Origin of the sequence: Candidatus Epulonipiscium sp., from assembly GCA_012519205.1 — a bacterium.
Classification (GTDB): Bacteria; Bacillota; Clostridia; order Lachnospirales; family Defluviitaleaceae; genus JAAYQR01.
Genome location: JAAYQR010000009.1, coordinates 19,007 through 36,706, shown reverse-complemented (window position 1 = coordinate 36,706; position 17,700 = coordinate 19,007). Strand labels below are relative to the sequence as shown.

The window sequence follows — 17,700 nt, the reverse complement described above, 5'->3', positions numbered from 1 at the left end:
TTATTTATATTTTATTAATTATCCTTATTCCGGGAAAGGGAAAACGGTTGGAAGTCATACTTTCTAGTTTACCTTCTATGGTAATTTCCTTATTTTCAGGAAGATTATTAACTGCAATGATTCCATTAATAATGAAAAATGAAGGGCAAGGTTTAATAAAAAAGGGGTGGATTATTACTATAGTATCTTTTATAGCTGCATTGGTAATAAGCTTTGTTTTGATATATGCCCTACCATTCCTATCTAAAATCTCAACGAAAATATATCTAATAGTAGCTGCTTTTTTGGGAGCAGTAAGTTTAATTGGAGGAATTACAGCATTAAAGACAGGATTTTTATTTAAAATTCTTCCAAAGTTTTTAGTTGAGCGTTTCTCCCAAATAGGTTCTATAACAGGTATTACATCGGGGAGAAATAATTTCTATAGGGATGGATTGAATATATTAAAAGAACATTGGCTCTTAGGAGCTGGGGGTAACGCTTGGAATTCCATGTATAGGCAGTATCAGTCTTATTTTTACGGCTCATCAGAGGCCCATAGCCTTCCTCTCCAGATGTGGCTAGAAACAGGCTTACTTGGGATTTTGGTTTTAATCTTGCTTGTGGTATCCCTATTTATCTTATACTTTAAAAACAGAAAGAGTGAAAGTGGGATAATAATAACATTAGTTCTTATGCCTATACTAATGCTATTAGCCCATAGTACTTTAGATTTTAATTTCTCCTATTTTTCCCTCCCACTTATGGGATTTGCCCTTATGGGATGTGCCAATGGTATAAAAGTAAAAAAAGATATGGAAATTTCGATTAAACCTTGGGTAGGGATGCTACTGGGTTTAGTGATAGTAATCTTCCCAGTTTCTTGGCAGATTGGAAGAAGTTATGCCGTAAAGGCAACTAAACTGGTAAATCACGAAAATGTTACGCCTCAAGATGTTTTGGATTCGATAAATATTATGGAAAAGGCAATTGCCTTTAATGGTTGGAATGTTAATTATATGATCCGTGAAGGAGAACCGGTAGATTCCGATTTACTTTATGATTTATCAGAGCTTTACAATGAATTCTATAAGATTCTTGAAAAAAATGATTCTAATCAAATTCTTATATTAGAAACTAAACAGGCTGCATTAGTAAAAAGGGCATATAAATTAGAACCTTACAATCCATTTATAGCTATGAATCGGGCTCAAAGCATGTTTCACAGCGGAAATATTGAAGAAGGGCTCTTGGCTGTAGAAAAAGCCCTAAAGCTTAATCCTATGTATTCCCCAAGATATCAGGAAGTTGCCCAGGCATATTTAGCTGTAGTTCAGTTTTATATGGAACAAGGGGATGAGGAGTCTGCAAAACCTTATCTTGAAAGAATCATCAAATTAGAAAAAGATTTGAAAGACACAAATAGCAAGGCTTTGGTAAATATAGAAATGACAGAAAAAACAAAAGAATATATAGAAGAAGCAAAACAGCTTTTAAATAGCTAAAGGTCAGCAGATGCTGACCTTTTTACTGTAAAAAGTCCATTTGTTCTTTTCTATGCTCTTGTTTTTCCTTAGTTTTTTCTAAAGTTTTTTTATCCATGTGATTTAAGTTATTATTCATATAGCCTTTTGTATACTCAAAGTTTTTCTTTACATTTTCTAGCTGATTATTCTTTACATTTTCTCCATATGCAATAATATCTTCAAGATGTTCGATTTCTTCTTCCCTCACATTTTGAAGTTCCTCTGCTCTTTCTAGATGCTCCTCTGATGCAATGTTAGAATATTGTTCAAGATGTCTTTCGGTCCTTGTATGGGCCTCAACTAAATTTTCTAATTGTTCAAGTCTTCTTTTATCTTCGTTAGAAGTTTGATTCATTCCACTTCTGTTTTTTAATCTTTTATTTTCTTCAGGATTGCTATGAAACATAAAAAAACCTCCTTTCTTTAATTATTTTTCTCATATTCCCATTTAAAATTCAAATAAAGATTGGAAAGGAAAAAATTTATTGACAAAAATAATTTTTTTATATATACTTTGATTATCAAAATATTTGAGTATCAAAAAATGCTTGAGGTGATACAGAATGAAAAAGTTAACAGAAGTTTTAAATCATCTGATGGTAGATATCTTTAATGATATTTTAACTATTGAACAAACTGCCTTGAAAAAAGGGGCATTTAGCGATTTATCCGTTACAGAAATGCACACCATCGAGGCTATAGGAATGTATCATCCAAGGACTATGTCAGAAGTAGCCCAAGATTTGAAAATCACTGTGGGAACCTTGACAACAGCCATAAACAGATTGGTTAAAAAAGATTATGTAGAAAGAAAAAGGGTTGAAGATGATAGGAGAATAGTACAAATACAACTTACCAAGAAAGGTAAGCTTGCTCATAGAATCCATGAAAAATTTCATACGGATATGATTACCGCCATGATAGAAGGAATGGAGTTAGAAGATGAGGAAATTTTGGTTAAATCACTTAATCAGTTAAGTAGTTATTTAAAAAGTCGCTATCATTTAAACCAAAAAGAGGAGTCTTAATATGTATGAAGCTAAGATTATTGGGACAGGAAGCTTTGTTCCGGAGCAAATTATAACCAATGATATGTTATCTAATATAGTAGAAACCACTGATGAATGGATTGCCAGCCGAACAGGAATAAGAAAAAGAAGGATATCAACGGGGGAAAATACATCAGAAATAGCCTCAAAGGCTGCTAAGGAGGCCCTTAAAGATGCGAAAATTACACCGGATAAAGTGGATTTGATTATAGTTGCCACCATAACCCCGGATTCTTTTATGCCCTCTACTGCATGTTTGGTACAAAAAGAAATTGGTGCTTATAATGCGACTTGTTTTGATATCTCAGCAGCCTGTTCAGGGTTTATATATGCTCTTAACACAGGTTTCCAATTTATCCGTTCAGGACAAAGTAAAACCATCTTAATAATCGGAGCAGATACCAATTCAAAGATACTGGATTGGTCCGATAGAAGTACCTGTGTCCTGTTTGGGGATGGGGCGGGGGCTGTAGTTTTACAAAGAAGCACTGAAAAAGGATTAATATCTTTTTATACGGGTTCTAATGGCAGGGGAGATGAATTATTATCTTGTCCTGGGGCTCATATGAACCATCCTTTTATGGATGCCACCAAGGAAGAACAATCAATCATGCATATGAATGGAAAGGAAGTATACCGCTTTTCTACCACTATAGTTCCACAGAGTATAGAAATGGTATTAAATAATGGGGCTTATACAAATGAAGATATAAAATACTATGTGCTCCACCAGGCCAATGCAAGGATAATGGATGCAGTAGCAAAAAAGATGGGCATAGATATTAATAAGTTTTATAAAAATATTCAGGATTACGGCAACACAACTGCCGCAACCATTCCCATAGCATTAAATGAAATGAATCAAAAAAGGATAATAAAAAAAGATGATTTATTAGTATTGGTTGGATTTGGAGGAGGCCTAACCTGGGGTTCGGTGTTACTCCAATGGAAATAAATTAAAATATTAGGAGGAATTTAAAATGATATTAAAGAAAATACAAGAGATTATAGTAGAACAACTAGGGGTTGATGAAAGCGAAATCAAGCTAGAGTCTAATTTTCAAGAAGATTTAGATGCCGATTCTTTGGATTTATTCCAAATAGTAATGGCATTAGAAGAAGAATTTGAACTAGAAATTCCTAATGAAGATATGGAAGGCATTAGGACAGTAGAAGATGCAGTAAAGTATATTGAGTCCAAGCAGGAATAAAGAGTCAGATGAGTGCATCTGACTTTTCTTCTAGGAGGTAAAAGGTATGCATGGTTTTTGGAGTGAAATAGGAGTAAAATATCCCATTATTCAAGGGGGTATGGCATGGATTGCAGATCATAGTCTAGCTGCTGCCGTTTCTAATGCAGGAGGCCTTGGGATTATTGCCTCCGGTAATGCCCCGACTCCTTATGTAAGGGATGAAATAAGAAAAACGAAAGGATTAACCAATAAACCCTTTGGGGTTAATATAATGCTTCTTAGTGATAACGCTGAAGAGATAGCTCATCTCGTATGTGAAGAGGGGGTAAAGGTTATTACAACAGGGGCAGGGAATCCGGGAAAATATATGGATATGTGGAAAGAACACGGTATAAAAGTAATACCTGTTATACCATCTGTGGCCTTGGCAAAAAGGATGGAAAGATGTGGTGCCGATGCTGTGATTGCAGAGGGCTGCGAGGCTGGAGGTCATGTTGGGGAACTAACTACCATGGCACTTCTTCCTCAAGTGGCGGATGGAATAAAAATTCCCGTTATTGCCGCAGGGGGTATAGGAGATGGTAGAGGGATTGCAGCAACCCTTATGTTAGGTGCAATAGGGGTACAAGTGGGAACAAGATTTTTAGTCGCAAAAGAGTGTACCATACATCAAGCTTACAAAGATAGAATCTTAAAGGCAAATGATATAGATACCGTAGTAACAGGAAGACCAACAGGGCATCCTGTTAGGATTCTTAGGAATAGACTATCAAGGGAGCTTTTAAAACTTGAAAAAATAGCGGCATCCTTAGACAAATATGAAGAACTAGGTCAAGGGGCTCTTCCAAGGGCAACAAGAGAAGGGGATGTTGATGGGGGTTCGGTTATGGCAGGACAGATTGCAGGAATGATTAATAAAGAGCAAACCTGTACTGAAATTATAGAAGAAATGTTCAAGGAAGCAAATGAAATACTAATAAATAAAGCTAATTATCTATTATAAATTCTAGGGGAGATTACCATGAAAACTGCATTTTTGTTTGCAGGCCAAGGCTCCCAGTATATAAATATGGGAAGAGATTTGGCAGAGAATATAGAAGAATGTAACGAGGTTTTTGAAGAGGCAAATGGGGTCTTAGACTTTGATATTAGGAAGTTATGCTTTGAAGATAAACAAGGAAGATTAAATCAAACAAGATATACGCAACCTGCTATTTTAACTGTGAATATGATAGCCCTAAGGGCAATAGAAAAAAAGATAAAACCGGATATGGTAGCAGGCCTTAGTCTAGGGGAATATTCGGCCTTGATAGCAAGTGGTGCCCTAGATTTTAAGGAAGGGGTATCCTTGGTTAGAAAAAGAGGGCAGTTTATGGAGGAGGCTGTTCCTAGCAATATTGGAGGAATGAGTGCAGTCTTAGGACTTTCCAAGGAAGAACTAGAAAATACTCTAAATACAATCACTGAGGGAATAGTGGAAGCTTCTAATTTTAATTGCCCAGGACAGATTGTAATAGGAGGGGAGCTAAAAGCTCTAAAAATAGCAGAAGAACAGTTAAAGCTTGCGGGAGCAAAGAGGGTAATACCCCTTACTGTCAGTGGGCCTTTTCATACTTCAATGCTAAAGGGAGCGGCCCAAAAATTAGAAAAAGAATTAGAAGGCATTAATTTTAAAGATATATCTATCCCTGTTATTAGCAATGTGAACGCCAATTATGTGAAAAAAGAAGAAATAAAAAGCCTACTTAAAAGGCAGATAATGAGTTCAGTTTTATGGGAACAAAGCATTAATAAAATGATAGAAGAAGGGGTAGATACTTTTATAGAATTAGGACCGGGCAAAGTTTTAACTGGTTTTATTAGAAAAATAAACCGTTCTGTTACTGTATGTAATGTAGAAGACATGACATCCTTGGAAAAAACCTTAGAAATTCTTAGGAGGTAGCTATGGAAAACAATAAAAATGCCCTTGTAACTGGGGGCAGTAGAGGAATAGGAAAAGAAATTGCCCTTTATTTAGCTGAAAAGGGTATGAATATAACATTTAGCTATATAAGCAATGAAGAGGCAGCCAAAAAGACAATAAAAGAAATAGAAGCAAAGGGAGTAAAAGCCTTAGGAATAAAGGCAGATGCCAGCTCCTATAAAGATTGTGAGGATTTAGTAAACACAACCTTTAAAAAATTAGGATCCATTGATGTTCTAGTAAATAATGCAGGAATAATAAGGGATAACCTAATTCTTAGGATGAAAGAAGAGGAGTTTGACGAAGTTATAAAGGTTAATTTAAAAGGTACATTTAATTGCATAAAACATGTAAGTAAGATAATGATAAAGCAAAAACATGGTAGGATTATAAATATATCTTCTGTTATAGGGCTTATGGGGAATATAGGTCAAATAAATTATGCAGCAGCTAAAGCGGGGATTTTAGGAATTACCAAATCAGCAGCTAAAGAACTAGCCCTAAGGGGAATTACCGTTAATGCAGTGGCACCAGGATTCATTGAAAGTGATATGACAGATACTCTTTCGGATAAACATAAAGAAGCAATAGTAAAGGCAATTCCCCTAGGAAGAATAGGCAAGGCTAGGGAAGTTGCTAATTTAGTAGGATTTTTGGCTTCTGATGAAGCAAATTATATTACAGGTCAGGTTATAGCTATAGATGGTGGAATGGCAATGGGAAGCCTTTAGACTGGAGGTAGGTTATGAAAAAGAGAGTTGTTATTACGGGAATGGGATGCGTAACTCCCCTAGGAAACTCTGTAGAAAGTTTCTGGGAAAACACTAAGGCTGGTAAATGTGGTATAGATAAAATAACCCATTTTGATACAGAGGACTTTCAAGTTAAACTGGCAGGAGAAGTAAGGGATTTTGATCCTAGCATTTATATGGATAAAAAGGAAGCAAGGCGAATGGATTTATATAGTCAATACGCCGTAGCCGCTGCTAAAATGGCGGTAGATGACTCCAAATTAAATCTTGATTCAATTGTAAAGGAAAGGTTTGGAGTTATTGTGGGCTCTGGCATTGGTGGTATTGGGACAATTGAAAAGGAACATGAAAAAATGCTGCAAAAGGGCCCAAGAAGAGTCTCACCCCTTTTGATACCCATGATTATAAGCAATATGGCAGCGGGAAACATTGCAATACAATTTGGAGCCAGGGGAATTTGCTCCACCGTAGTTACAGCCTGTGCGACAGGAAGTCATGCCATAGGTGAAGCTTTTAATACTATCCAAAGAGGAAGGGCAGATATTATTATAGCAGGGGGGGCAGAGGCGGGAATCACCCCAATATCTGTTGCGGGCTTTTCTTCCCTTACAGCTCTTACTTTGGCAACTGATAAATATAGGGCATCTATTCCTTTTGATGCCGATAGAAGTGGTTTTGTAATGGGCGAAGGGTCAGGGATTGTTATATTAGAATCCCTAGAACATGCCATAAAACGAGGGGCTAAGATATATGGCGAAGTAGTAGGATATGGGGCAAGTTGTGATGCTTATCATATTACGTCTCCAGATCCTGATGGGGATGGCGCAGCAAGGGCGATGTTAGAAGCAATGGATGAGGGAGGAATTACTCCAAAAGAGGTATCCTATATAAATGCCCATGGAACTAGTACTCCTCTTAATGATAAGTTTGAAACGGCAGCTATTAAATTGGCATTTAAAGAGGAAGCTAAAAATGTAGCAATTAGCTCAACAAAATCTATGACCGGGCATCTGCTTGGGGCAGCGGGAGCAATAGAAGCAATAATATGCATAAAATCCTTAGGAGAAGATTTTATTCCTCCAACTATAGGTTATAAAAACCCCGACCCTGAATGTGACCTAGATTATGTACCTAATGTAGGAAGAAAGTGTGAAGTTAATTATGCTCTATCCAATTCTTTGGGTTTTGGAGGACATAATGCTTCCTTGCTATTTAAAAAATATATGAACTAAGGAGGCCGGCTATGGATTATAAATCAATTGAACAATTAATAAAAACAATGGATGGGACAAATTTAACCCACCTTGAAATAGAAAAAGATGGTCTGAAAATAAAAATAAAAAAAGAAAAAGAAATGGTATCTATCTCTTCTATAGAACCTAAAATCCAAACTATAAAAGAAATCAATCCCATAAAAGAAGAAACACTAGTAGAAGTGACCCCCAAGGAAGAAATAAAAGAAGGCACTATAGTTAAATCTCCAATAGTAGGGACCTTTTATAATTCCCCTTCTCCAGAGGCAAACCCTTTTGTAGAAGTAGGAAGTAGAGTTAAAAAAGGTGATACTTTATGCATTATAGAGGCTATGAAGTTAATGAATGAAATAGAAGCTGATACAGATGGGGAAGTAGTTGAAGTCTTCGTAAAAAATGAAGAACTGGTAGAATATAATGAGCCTCTATTTAGAATAAAGTCATAAGAGGTGAGAATATGCTAAACATAAAAGAAATACAAGGGATAATACCCCATAGATATCCATTTTTATTAATAGACAAAATAAATGAATTGGAACCGGGGGTAAAGGGTATAGGATATAAAAATGTAACAATGAACGAATACTTTTTCCAGGGACATTTTCCCAAGGAACCTGTAATGCCCGGGGTATTGATTATAGAGGCCTTAGCCCAAGTAGGAGCGGTATGTCTTCTATCTTTGGAAGAATTAAAGGGCAAGACTGCTTATTTTGGAGGTATCAATAAGGCACGTTTTAGGGAAAAGGTTATTCCCGGTGATACTTTAAGATTGGAAGTTGAGATTATAAAAAGAAGAGGGCCAATAGGTATTGGTAAGGCTTGTGCTTTTGTAGAAGATAAAAAGGTCTGTGAAGCCGAGCTTACATTTGCTATTGGATAAACCCGAAAGGGGGATTGTATGTTTAATAAGATTTTAATCGCTAATAGAGGAGAAATAGCAGTACGAATAATAAGAGCCTGTAGAGAAATGGGCATAGAGACTGTTGCGATTTATTCTACTATGGATAAAGAAGCCCTCCATGTTCAGATGGCAGATGAAGCTATATGCGTAGGACCGCCTAAGGGCAGTGATAGTTATCTTAATATAGAAAATATAATAAGTGCAACGATTTTGACAGGGGCTCAAGCAATCCATCCGGGGTTTGGATTTTTATCTGAAAATAGTCGTTTTGCCCAGATGTGTCAGGATTGTAAGATTACTTTTATAGGTCCTACCGCAGATATGATAGATTTTATGGGAAATAAATCAAAGGCGAGGGAAACCATGGTAAAGGCGGGAGTTCCTGTAGTTCCCGGCTCAGATGGAGCAGTTTCGGATATTGAGGAAGCCTTAAATATAGCTAGTGAAATAGGATATCCTGTTATGATAAAAGCATCGGCAGGCGGCGGCGGCAGAGGCATGAGGCTTGCTTACTCAAAAGAGGAGTTTCTTAAGGCATTTACCACGGCAAAGCAGGAAGCCAAGGCATCCTTCGGGGATGATACCATGTATATAGAAAAATTTGTACAAAATCCAAGACATATAGAATTTCAAATTCTAGGAGATGATTTCGGAAATATAATTCACTTAGGGGAAAGGGATTGCTCCATTCAAAGAAGACATCAAAAGGTAATAGAAGAGGCTCCATCCCCAGCGATTAGCCCAAACCTTCGAAAGAAGATGGGGGAGGCAGCAGTACTTGCTGCAAAATCCATTAATTATAAAAATGCAGGAACCATAGAATTTTTATTAGATAAAGAAGGCAAATTTTATTTCATAGAAATGAATACGAGAATCCAGGTGGAACATCCTGTTACAGAAATGGTAACGGGCATAGACTTAATAAAGGAGCAGATAAAAATTGCGGCGGGCCTTCCCATGTCTTTAAAACAAGAGGAAATTAAAATAAAGGGTCATGCTATCGAATGTAGAATTAATGCAGAAAACCCAAGAAGAGGTTTCATGCCTTCTCCAGGGACAGTTAAAAACCTGCATTTTCCAGGAGGATTTGGTATTAGGGTGGAAAGCGCCCTATATGAGGGCTATAAGGTTCCCCCTACTTATGATTCCATGATTGCAAAACTTATAGCCTATGGCATAGATAGAAAAGATGCTATAGCCAAAATGAAATCTGCCCTAGGGGAATTTATAATCCAAGGGATGGATACTAATATAGATTTTTTATTTCAAATTGCGCATATTAAAGATTTTGAAGAAGGCAGTATAGATACTGGTTTTATAGAAAAGCATTTTAAATCCAATACTTTGTAATTCATTAGAAGGTGGTGTAGAAATTGTTAAACGGCCTATTTAAAAAAACCAAATACGTTACCACATCCGCTCCTTCTTATGAGAACCCCCCCATCCCCAATATCCCCAATGGCATGTGGATAAAGTGCAGCTCTTGTGAAAAAATTGTGTATAAAAAAGATTTAGAGGATAATAACAAATTATGTCCCTATTGTGGCTTTCATTTTAGAATGGGAGCAAAAGATAGGATAGAATTGATTGTGGATAAGGATACTTTTATAGAGTTAGATGAGGATTTATTAACCCTAAACCCCTTAAATTACCCCGAATATGAAGATAAGATTAGAAGTCAGGAAGAGAAAGCGGGGATAAAGGAAGCAGTAATAACAGGGATAGGCAAAGTTTGTGGTGAAGAGACAGTTATATGTGTAATGGATAGCAACTTTTTGATGGGAAGTATGGGCTCGGTAGTAGGGGAAAAAATTACAAGGGCAGTAGAAGAAGCAACCAAAAGGAGATTTCCTATTGTAATCTTTTGCTCATCGGGAGGAGCTAGGATGCAAGAGGGGATATTTTCCCTTATGCAAATGGCAAAAACCAGCAGTGCCATTGCCAGGCATGATGATGAAGGACTTCTATATATATCTGTATTAACTGACCCTACGACTGGGGGAGTGACCGCAAGTTTTGCGATGCTGGGGGATATAATACTGGCGGAAGTGGGGGCTTTAATAGGATTTGCAGGGCCTAGGGTAATTGAGCAAACCATAAAACAAAAGCTCCCTGAAGGATTTCAAAGAGCAGAATTTTTATTGGAGCATGGATTCATTGATAAAGTCGTAAAGAGAGATTTTTTAAAAGAAACCATAGGAAATATCTTACACCTTCATAAGGAGGTGGAGTAATGGAAAAGTTAAACAAGGATTTAGAAACATTGGAAAACCAGCTTCAAGCCCTAAAGGAGTTTTCAAATATCCATGAGGTAGACCTATCAAAGGAAATAAAGGTAATCGAACAAAAACTTATGGGACTAAAAAGGGAAGCCTATAGTAATCTTACCCCTTGGGATAAGGTAGGCTTGGCAAGACATGGGGAAAGACCAACAACCTTTGATTATATAGATAAGATATTTGGGGATTTTATAGAGTTTCATGGAGATAGAAATTTTAGTGATGATCCATCCATTGTAGGTGGTATTGCCTTTTTAGAGGATATTCCTGTGACAATTATCGGTCATCAAAAGGGGAGGAATACTAAAGAAAATATAAAAAGGAATTTTGGAATGCCCCATCCCGAAGGGTACAGGAAAGCCCTAAGATTAATGAAACAAGCAGAAAAATTCAAACGCCCTATAATATGTTTTATTGATACTCCCGGAGCCTTCTGTGGGCTTGGTGCGGAGGAAAGGGGACAGGGGGAAGCTATAGCCCTCAATTTAATGGAAATGTCAAGGATAAAGACTCCTATAATATCCATAGTTATAGGGGAAGGAGGCAGTGGTGGAGCCTTAGCCCTAGGGGTAGGAGATAAAATATATATGCTAGAACACTCTATTTATTCTATATTATCCCCCGAAGGCTTTGCAGCCATTTTGTGGAAAGACAGTTCAAAAGCAAAAGAAGCAGCAGATATTATGAAAATTACGGCGAAAGATTTAAAGGAATTTAAAATTATTGACGAGATTATACCTGAACCCCTAGAAGGGGCTCATAAGGATATTGGTGAAATAAGTAATGAGATTAAAGGGTTTATTAAAAAGGGATTAGATGAGATGAAAAATAAATCTGTACAGGATTTATTGCAAGACAGATATAGAAAATTTAGGAATATAGGTGAATATGAAAAAAGATGAAGATATCTTCATCTTTTTTAAAATTAAAATAGAATAAATTGTTAAAACTATTGAAAAAACTTTTAAGAGGATATATAATTGAATTGTTACATAAAAAATGTAATATTTGTCTTTTTAATTAGTACAAAGGAATATAATATTAATAAATAAAACATGGAGGGAGAATAATGAAAATCAAGGGTAAATTGGGGTTTTGTATTTTATTTACATTAATTTTACAGCTAGTGTTGATGCCTATTCAGTCCTTTGCAGAGTATAGAAGTGCTAGTATTACCCAAGTAGTGAGAGAAGCAGTAGTTACAACAACAAAGGGAGACAACACAAAGATTAAATACACCCTTTTTGGTACAGAGGAGAATTATAACAGCTCAAATGGCGAATTTAAATTCAAATCTGCATATTATGAGGAGATAATACCAAAAGGGGTTAAAGTAAAAGTCCTTCCCATTGGATTTTACTTTGAAGAGTATTCAAGAAAACTCTACGGTAATTTGGATGCATCTATGAAAAGAGGGCAATCAGGAAAATATGAACTGGTTTGTACTCCTTTTGAAGTTGTATATGAATTCCCAAATGAGGGAGAGTATTATTTTAGTAATGCAAAATTACATTATACGGATCCTTTTGATAGAAGAAGCACAGCTGAAGTTACAAATACAATAGTTAATGTAAGGGATTATGAGAAATACCCCCAAATTTCTATGGAGGTATATGATGGAGAAAGAATAGTTGATTCTTCACCGATTGAATCCAATGACTTGCCTCCAACTAGACAAAAATTCATTATCTCTCCTTCCGAGAAATTAAAGGCAAAAGAAGGGGCAATAGGTACTATTAATATTACTGGACATGATTTACTATCAACGCAATATGCCTTCATTAATGACCCCGATGCAACAGATATAGATTGGCTGGACTTGGAATCTACAATTAATATTAAGAATCCTCCAGATTTACTAGATGAAGAAGGATTAAAATCAAGATATTACGATGTTAGTCATATGCCACTTTTAACAGATACTGAAAAATGGTCCAATAGGGGAGAAGTATTTAAAAACCCGAAGGATGAAATAATTATTCGCTCAGGGCTTTTAGAAACAGCTAGAGATAACAGTACAGGCTATGACCAGATCAAAGACAATTTGTTTTTCGGCCATGTGGGAGCCCAAGGAGTAGATTATAAAGAGGCAGCTAAATTCTGGGGGTATATAGTACCCGATAGAACAGGAGATTTTTATTTTGCTATACAATCTGACGATGGAAACTATGCATATATTATCGTCGGAGGGGAAAAAATTGTAATAACTGATTACTTTAGGGACACTTCCCCAAGACTAATATATACGAATGAGAAAGTATCTCTTAAGAAGGATATAGCTTATCCTATATATATAGAATACTTTAACTGGGGTGGCGAAGGAGAATTCCAGATGTTTATGAAGGACACCCCATGGAATGGTTATGACAGTTTTATGGGTGAGATGTATGGAAATCCAATCATAAGAGATGATAAAGCAAATAACTTTAGAGTTCCAAATAGTTGGTTTAAGGCAACTTCTAATAATGACCCTGGAGAAAATGCAGAGGCTACTTTTGAAGCTTCTAAGGTAGTTAAGTTCCCAGAACAATCAGGAAAGTACTATCTAGCTGCAAGATCAGAAAATAAAAGAAATAATGTAAGAGAGGTTGTATATGGACCATTTATCGTGGATAATGATCCCCCGGAGATTATCTTAGAAGGTGATACAATCCTTAATATAGTTGCTGATGGGGAGCCCTTTAAAGATCCGGGATATAGTGCAAGAGACTTCGATTATGATTTAGGTGAATACGTTGAAGTAGAGGTTAATGTAGAGATACTATTTAATAATAAGGTTGTTGAGAAAATAGATACCAATGAATTAGGAACCTATACTATTATCTATACTGCGGAAGATGAATTTGGCAATAAAGCTAAAGAAACCAGAACAGTTATAGTAACTGAAGGGATAATCTTACCAAAGGTTATGTATATACAAAAAGGTAGCCAAAAAACCCTAGAAGCCATTCTAAATCCCGATACTCTAAGGGTTAACTGGAGTGATGAAGCAGGTAAAAACATAATTTCCCTAACAAATGCAACAGATAATTCTGTAAAGGTTACAGGAAATGAAGTAGGGGTTGAAGTAATAACAGCTAGTATAATAGGAACATCTAAAACGGCAACTACCATAGTTTATGTTGTTGATTTGAAGAATTCGGACTTTGATGATTATATGTTAAAGTCAGAAACTATGGGAGCTAATACATTATTCGAATATGAATTACCCACAGCACTAACTCCATTATTTGGAGCAGAAGAAGGAATCAACATAAAATACATTACATCGGGAAATATTAGTTATAATGGTGGAGATGGTTCTATTAAAGCTACTGACAAAGGTAGGGGCATCTTAACTGCTATTATGACGGCATATGATGAAGAAAAGGATGAAAATATAGAAATTGCTACCGTTAGCCAAACAATTCCTATTCTTACTGTAGATGCTGCCACTAATGTAGGATATATATCTTCTGATTATGCAATTGTTACTGTTAGTTTTAAGTTATCTGACGGAGAAGATGCAGAAACCATTACAGGTAGTAAGGAAATGGTTCTTGGAATAGCTCCTTCAATAGGAGGCATCGCAGATAATTTTAAAATCACAAAAGCTATAAAAGATGAAGGAAATCTAGAAATATTGGGCAATCCAGCTGGGAACAAAAGGGTTAAAGTTAAAATTAATGGAGAAGGGGATTACAAATTAACACTTTTCTTAGACTTAACCTTAAAAGGTGGATTAAAAATAGGAGAATTTAAAGAGTGGGTAGGAAATAATACAAATGTCAATGTAAACAATAAGTTTTATTTAACTATTGATGCCGATGAAGGCTCAGCTTTTGTTGAACATATCAGCAGTGTTAAGCCGGGGAATATCCCTAATATAAAATAGTTATTTTAAAGTGATAGAGTGGATTTTTGATAATCCACTCTATCTTTTTGTTTGGTCTATTTATTTTAATTTATGAAATAACCATAGGGATTTAGAATATTTACCAAAAATGCACAGGTTTTTAAACAATTTACATTGTTTTATTTTAAAGGTATTGAATGTTTTAAAAAAAGGATATATAATGAGAGTGAATTAGATTATTTTTCCTATTTCAATATCTAATAGGGAACTAATTAAAATATTTTAAGAAACGGGGGATTTTAATGAAAGTAGGTAAGAAGTTTGGATTGTATTTAGCTTTTGTATTTGTATTGCAGATATTTTTGACACCATTTACTACTTTAGGAGCAGATAGATATAATGCTAGCATTTCACAAATTGTGAGAGAATCAGTTATTATAACTGAAACAGGGTCAACTGAAGAAATTGAATACACCCTTTATGGAAACAGTGAATTTTATACTCCAACTTTTAGAGAAATTGTTCTAGTGCTGGATGTATCTGGAAGCATGGAAGAAAGAATGGGAAGAAGCACTAGGATAGAGGTACTAAAAAAGGCAGTTAATAATTTTGTTGATCAATACAAAGGGGAAAATGTAGCAATTAATATAGTTCAGTATTCAAATAGTGCTGATAATGTTAGTGGTTTTTATCGTATGAATAATTCATCGGATGTTTCAAAAATTAGGCAAACGATTGCATCAATGTATCCTAATGGGGCAACCAATATAGGAGATGGGATGCGAAGGGGGTATTATGAATTAGCTAACTCTCCTAATAAAGATGCTAATAAATTTATGCTAGTTATGACCGATGGGGTTCCCCAGGGATTTACAACTTATAATAAAAGTCTTACAGACTATAAGCTTGATAGCGGAGATACAGGAATAACTCAGAAAACTCCATTTGAAACTTATAGGAGAAGTCTGGGTTGGCTTTCTTATGAAGAATATTTTATGTATAAAGGTAGAAATAATATAACAGTATTAGCAGAAACAACAGGAGAGAATAATCGTCCATATTCCCTTGAATATGCTAAAAAAATAGGTACTATGATTAAAGATAACAAGAATATAAAGCCTTTCTTTATAGGATTTTCTGATGATGCTAATTTAGATTACTTAAATAAAATAGCAGTCTCTGCCAATGCAGAGGCAGTAGTAGCAAGCAGGATATATTATGATGCTAAATCCGAAGAGGAGCTAAATCAAGCTTTTAATGAAGTTAAAGCTAAAATGCTAGATGAATATCAATTCAAAAATGTTAAATACGAAGAAATTATACCGGTGGGGGTAAATGTAGGGGATTTGCCGGAAGGATTTTCTTACAACGAAAAATCAAGGAAAATTACAGGAACTCTCAGTGCGTCCATGAGGAAGAATCCACAGACTAATAGATATGACTTCATATGTGAGCCTCTTAAGATTCCATATGAATTTTTGGAAGAAGGAGAATATCTATTTAATAATGGGAAATTAATCTATACAGACCCATTTGGTAATAATGGGCAAGCAGAAGTTAATGATATGAGGGTCATAGTAAAAGGTAAATTATATTCGCAAATATCTATTGAAGTTAGAGATGGTGATAGGACAGTAGGCTCTTCTCCTTTTGTTACAGATGATTCCAAACCTGATAGAAAGAAAAAGATTTTAAGCGAATCGGAAAAATTAAAGGCAAAAGAAGGTGCAACTGCTATAATCAATATTAGCGGAAATGATGTTGTATCTGGACAATATGCATTTATTAATGATCATAATGAACAAAATATCAATTGGCTTCCTTTGGATGCAACAATGGAGCTTGTTAATCCTTCTGATATGTTAGATACAGAGGGCTTAAAATCAAGATATTATTACGTTAATCATATGCCGACCCTGCAAGATACCGCAAGGTGGTCTGATAGAAGTGAAGTATTCAAATATCCTAAGGATGAAATTATAATTCGTTCGGGGCTTTTAGAAACATCTAAAAGAAATCCTACAGGTTATGATAGAATAGGGTCAAACCTATTTTTCGGATACGTTGGGGCACAGGGAGTTGACTATAAAGAAGCCGCTAAGTTTTGGGGTTATATAGTACCTGATAGAACAGGGGACTTCTACTTTGCTATACAATCTGATGATGGAAACTATGCATACATTATAGTTGGGGGAGAAAAAATAGAAATTACTGACTACTTTATAGATACTGCACCAAAGCTAATATACACCAATAATAAAGTATCTCTTAAGAAAGGTGTAGCCTATCCGATTTATATGGAATATTTTAACTGGGGTGGTGAAGGGGAATTCCAAATGTTTATGAAGGACACCCCATGGAATGATAATGAAAGTTTTATGGAAGAATTGTATCAAAACAAGGTTATAAAAGAAAGTGAACAGAATAAATATAGAGTTCCAAATAGCTGGTTTAGGGCAACTTCAAATAATACTCCTGGGGAAGAAGCAGAAGCAACCTTTGAAGCAGAAAAAGGTATTCCTTTTCCAAAAGAATCAGGAAAATACTATGTAGCTGCTAGATCAGAAAATAAGAAGGGCCATGCAAGAGAGGCTATATATGGAGCTTTTATCGTAGATAATACACCCCCTGAGGTTGCTTTATTAGGTGATAATCCCATGGAGGTATTTCGAGGTATCCCTTATGAAGAACCAGGGTATAGTGCAAGAGACTTCGATTATGATTTAGGTGACTTCGTTGATATAGACCAAGAAGAAATTAAAGTAGAAATAAAAATAAATGGTAAAATAGTAGATAAACTAGATACCAATGTGGTAGGAACCTATATTATAACTTATACTGCTGAGGATGAATTCGGTAATGTAGGTATGGCAACTAGAGAAGTTATTGTATCTGAAGGAATAAGCTTACCCAAGGCTATATATACAAAAGGGCAGTCAAAAGGATTTAAAGGCTAGTTTAAATCCT

At 35.6% G+C, this 17,700-nt stretch carries 16 protein-coding genes; 15 read left to right on the top strand and 1 reads right to left on the bottom strand.

What is annotated here, in order from left to right:
- Positions 1-47: 47 nt before the first annotated feature.
- Positions 48-1,484, top strand: coding sequence for a hypothetical protein (locus GX308_02130; GenBank protein ID NLK20891.1), 1,437 nt, complete (start codon positions 48-50; stop codon positions 1,482-1,484).
- Between the two features lie 22 nt (positions 1,485-1,506).
- On the opposite strand, the gene GX308_02125 is transcribed toward GX308_02130, so the two are convergent.
- Complete coding sequence (locus GX308_02125; GenBank protein ID NLK20890.1) at positions 1,507-1,911, bottom strand: hypothetical protein; 405 nt, start codon at positions 1,909-1,911, stop codon at positions 1,507-1,509.
- A gap of 157 nt (positions 1,912-2,068) precedes the next feature.
- Here GX308_02125 and GX308_02120 point away from each other — a divergent pair, with 157 nt between their 5' ends.
- The 14 genes from GX308_02120 (at position 2,069) to GX308_02055 (ending at position 17,690) form a co-directional block, all read left to right on the top strand.
- A complete protein-coding gene (locus GX308_02120; protein NLK20889.1) occupies positions 2,069-2,533 on the top strand; it encodes a MarR family transcriptional regulator in 465 nt (154 codons plus the stop codon).
- A 1-nt stretch (position 2,534) separates the two neighbouring features.
- Positions 2,535-3,509, top strand: coding sequence for a ketoacyl-ACP synthase III (locus GX308_02115; GenBank protein ID NLK20888.1), 975 nt, complete (start codon positions 2,535-2,537; stop codon positions 3,507-3,509).
- Between the two features lie 25 nt (positions 3,510-3,534).
- A complete protein-coding gene (acpP, locus tag GX308_02110) occupies positions 3,535-3,765 on the top strand; it encodes an acyl carrier protein (protein ID NLK20887.1) in 231 nt (76 codons plus the stop codon).
- A 46-nt stretch (positions 3,766-3,811) separates the two neighbouring features.
- The gene (gene fabK / locus GX308_02105) at positions 3,812-4,750 is read left to right on the top strand and encodes an enoyl-[acyl-carrier-protein] reductase FabK (protein NLK20886.1); all 939 of its coding nucleotides are present in this window, start codon (positions 3,812-3,814) and stop codon (positions 4,748-4,750) included.
- 18 nt (positions 4,751-4,768) lie between these two features.
- Positions 4,769-5,692: an ACP S-malonyltransferase gene (gene fabD / locus GX308_02100; protein ID NLK20885.1), complete on the top strand. Its 924-nt coding sequence runs from the start codon at positions 4,769-4,771 to the stop codon at positions 5,690-5,692.
- A gap of 2 nt (positions 5,693-5,694) precedes the next feature.
- Positions 5,695-6,444, top strand: coding sequence for a 3-oxoacyl-[acyl-carrier-protein] reductase (gene fabG / locus GX308_02095; GenBank protein NLK20884.1), 750 nt, complete (start codon positions 5,695-5,697; stop codon positions 6,442-6,444).
- 14 nt (positions 6,445-6,458) lie between these two features.
- Positions 6,459-7,697, top strand: a complete 1,239-nt coding sequence (gene fabF / locus GX308_02090; protein ID NLK20883.1) for a beta-ketoacyl-ACP synthase II — start codon at positions 6,459-6,461, stop codon at positions 7,695-7,697.
- A gap of 11 nt (positions 7,698-7,708) precedes the next feature.
- Complete coding sequence (accB, locus tag GX308_02085) at positions 7,709-8,164, top strand: acetyl-CoA carboxylase biotin carboxyl carrier protein (GenBank protein NLK20882.1); 456 nt, start codon at positions 7,709-7,711, stop codon at positions 8,162-8,164.
- 11 nt (positions 8,165-8,175) lie between these two features.
- Positions 8,176-8,598 (top strand): 3-hydroxyacyl-ACP dehydratase FabZ, encoded by a 423-nt coding sequence (gene fabZ, locus GX308_02080; protein NLK20881.1) that lies wholly within the window; start codon positions 8,176-8,178, stop codon positions 8,596-8,598.
- Positions 8,599-8,616: 18 nt separating this feature from the next.
- Complete coding sequence (locus GX308_02075) at positions 8,617-9,969, top strand: acetyl-CoA carboxylase biotin carboxylase subunit (GenBank protein ID NLK20880.1); 1,353 nt, start codon at positions 8,617-8,619, stop codon at positions 9,967-9,969.
- Positions 9,970-9,992: 23 nt separating this feature from the next.
- A complete protein-coding gene (locus GX308_02070) occupies positions 9,993-10,853 on the top strand; it encodes an acetyl-CoA carboxylase carboxyltransferase subunit beta (protein ID NLK20879.1) in 861 nt (286 codons plus the stop codon).
- Positions 10,853-11,800, top strand: coding sequence for an acetyl-CoA carboxylase carboxyltransferase subunit alpha (locus GX308_02065; GenBank protein NLK20878.1), 948 nt, complete (start codon positions 10,853-10,855; stop codon positions 11,798-11,800). Before GX308_02070 ends, GX308_02065 begins: the two co-directional genes overlap by 1 nt.
- 167 nt (positions 11,801-11,967) lie before the next feature.
- Positions 11,968-14,772 (top strand): DUF5011 domain-containing protein, encoded by a 2,805-nt coding sequence (locus GX308_02060; GenBank protein NLK20877.1) that lies wholly within the window; start codon positions 11,968-11,970, stop codon positions 14,770-14,772.
- Between the two features lie 263 nt (positions 14,773-15,035).
- Positions 15,036-17,690, top strand: coding sequence for a VWA domain-containing protein (locus GX308_02055; GenBank protein NLK20876.1), 2,655 nt, complete (start codon positions 15,036-15,038; stop codon positions 17,688-17,690).
- The last annotated feature ends 10 nt before the right edge of the window (positions 17,691-17,700 follow it).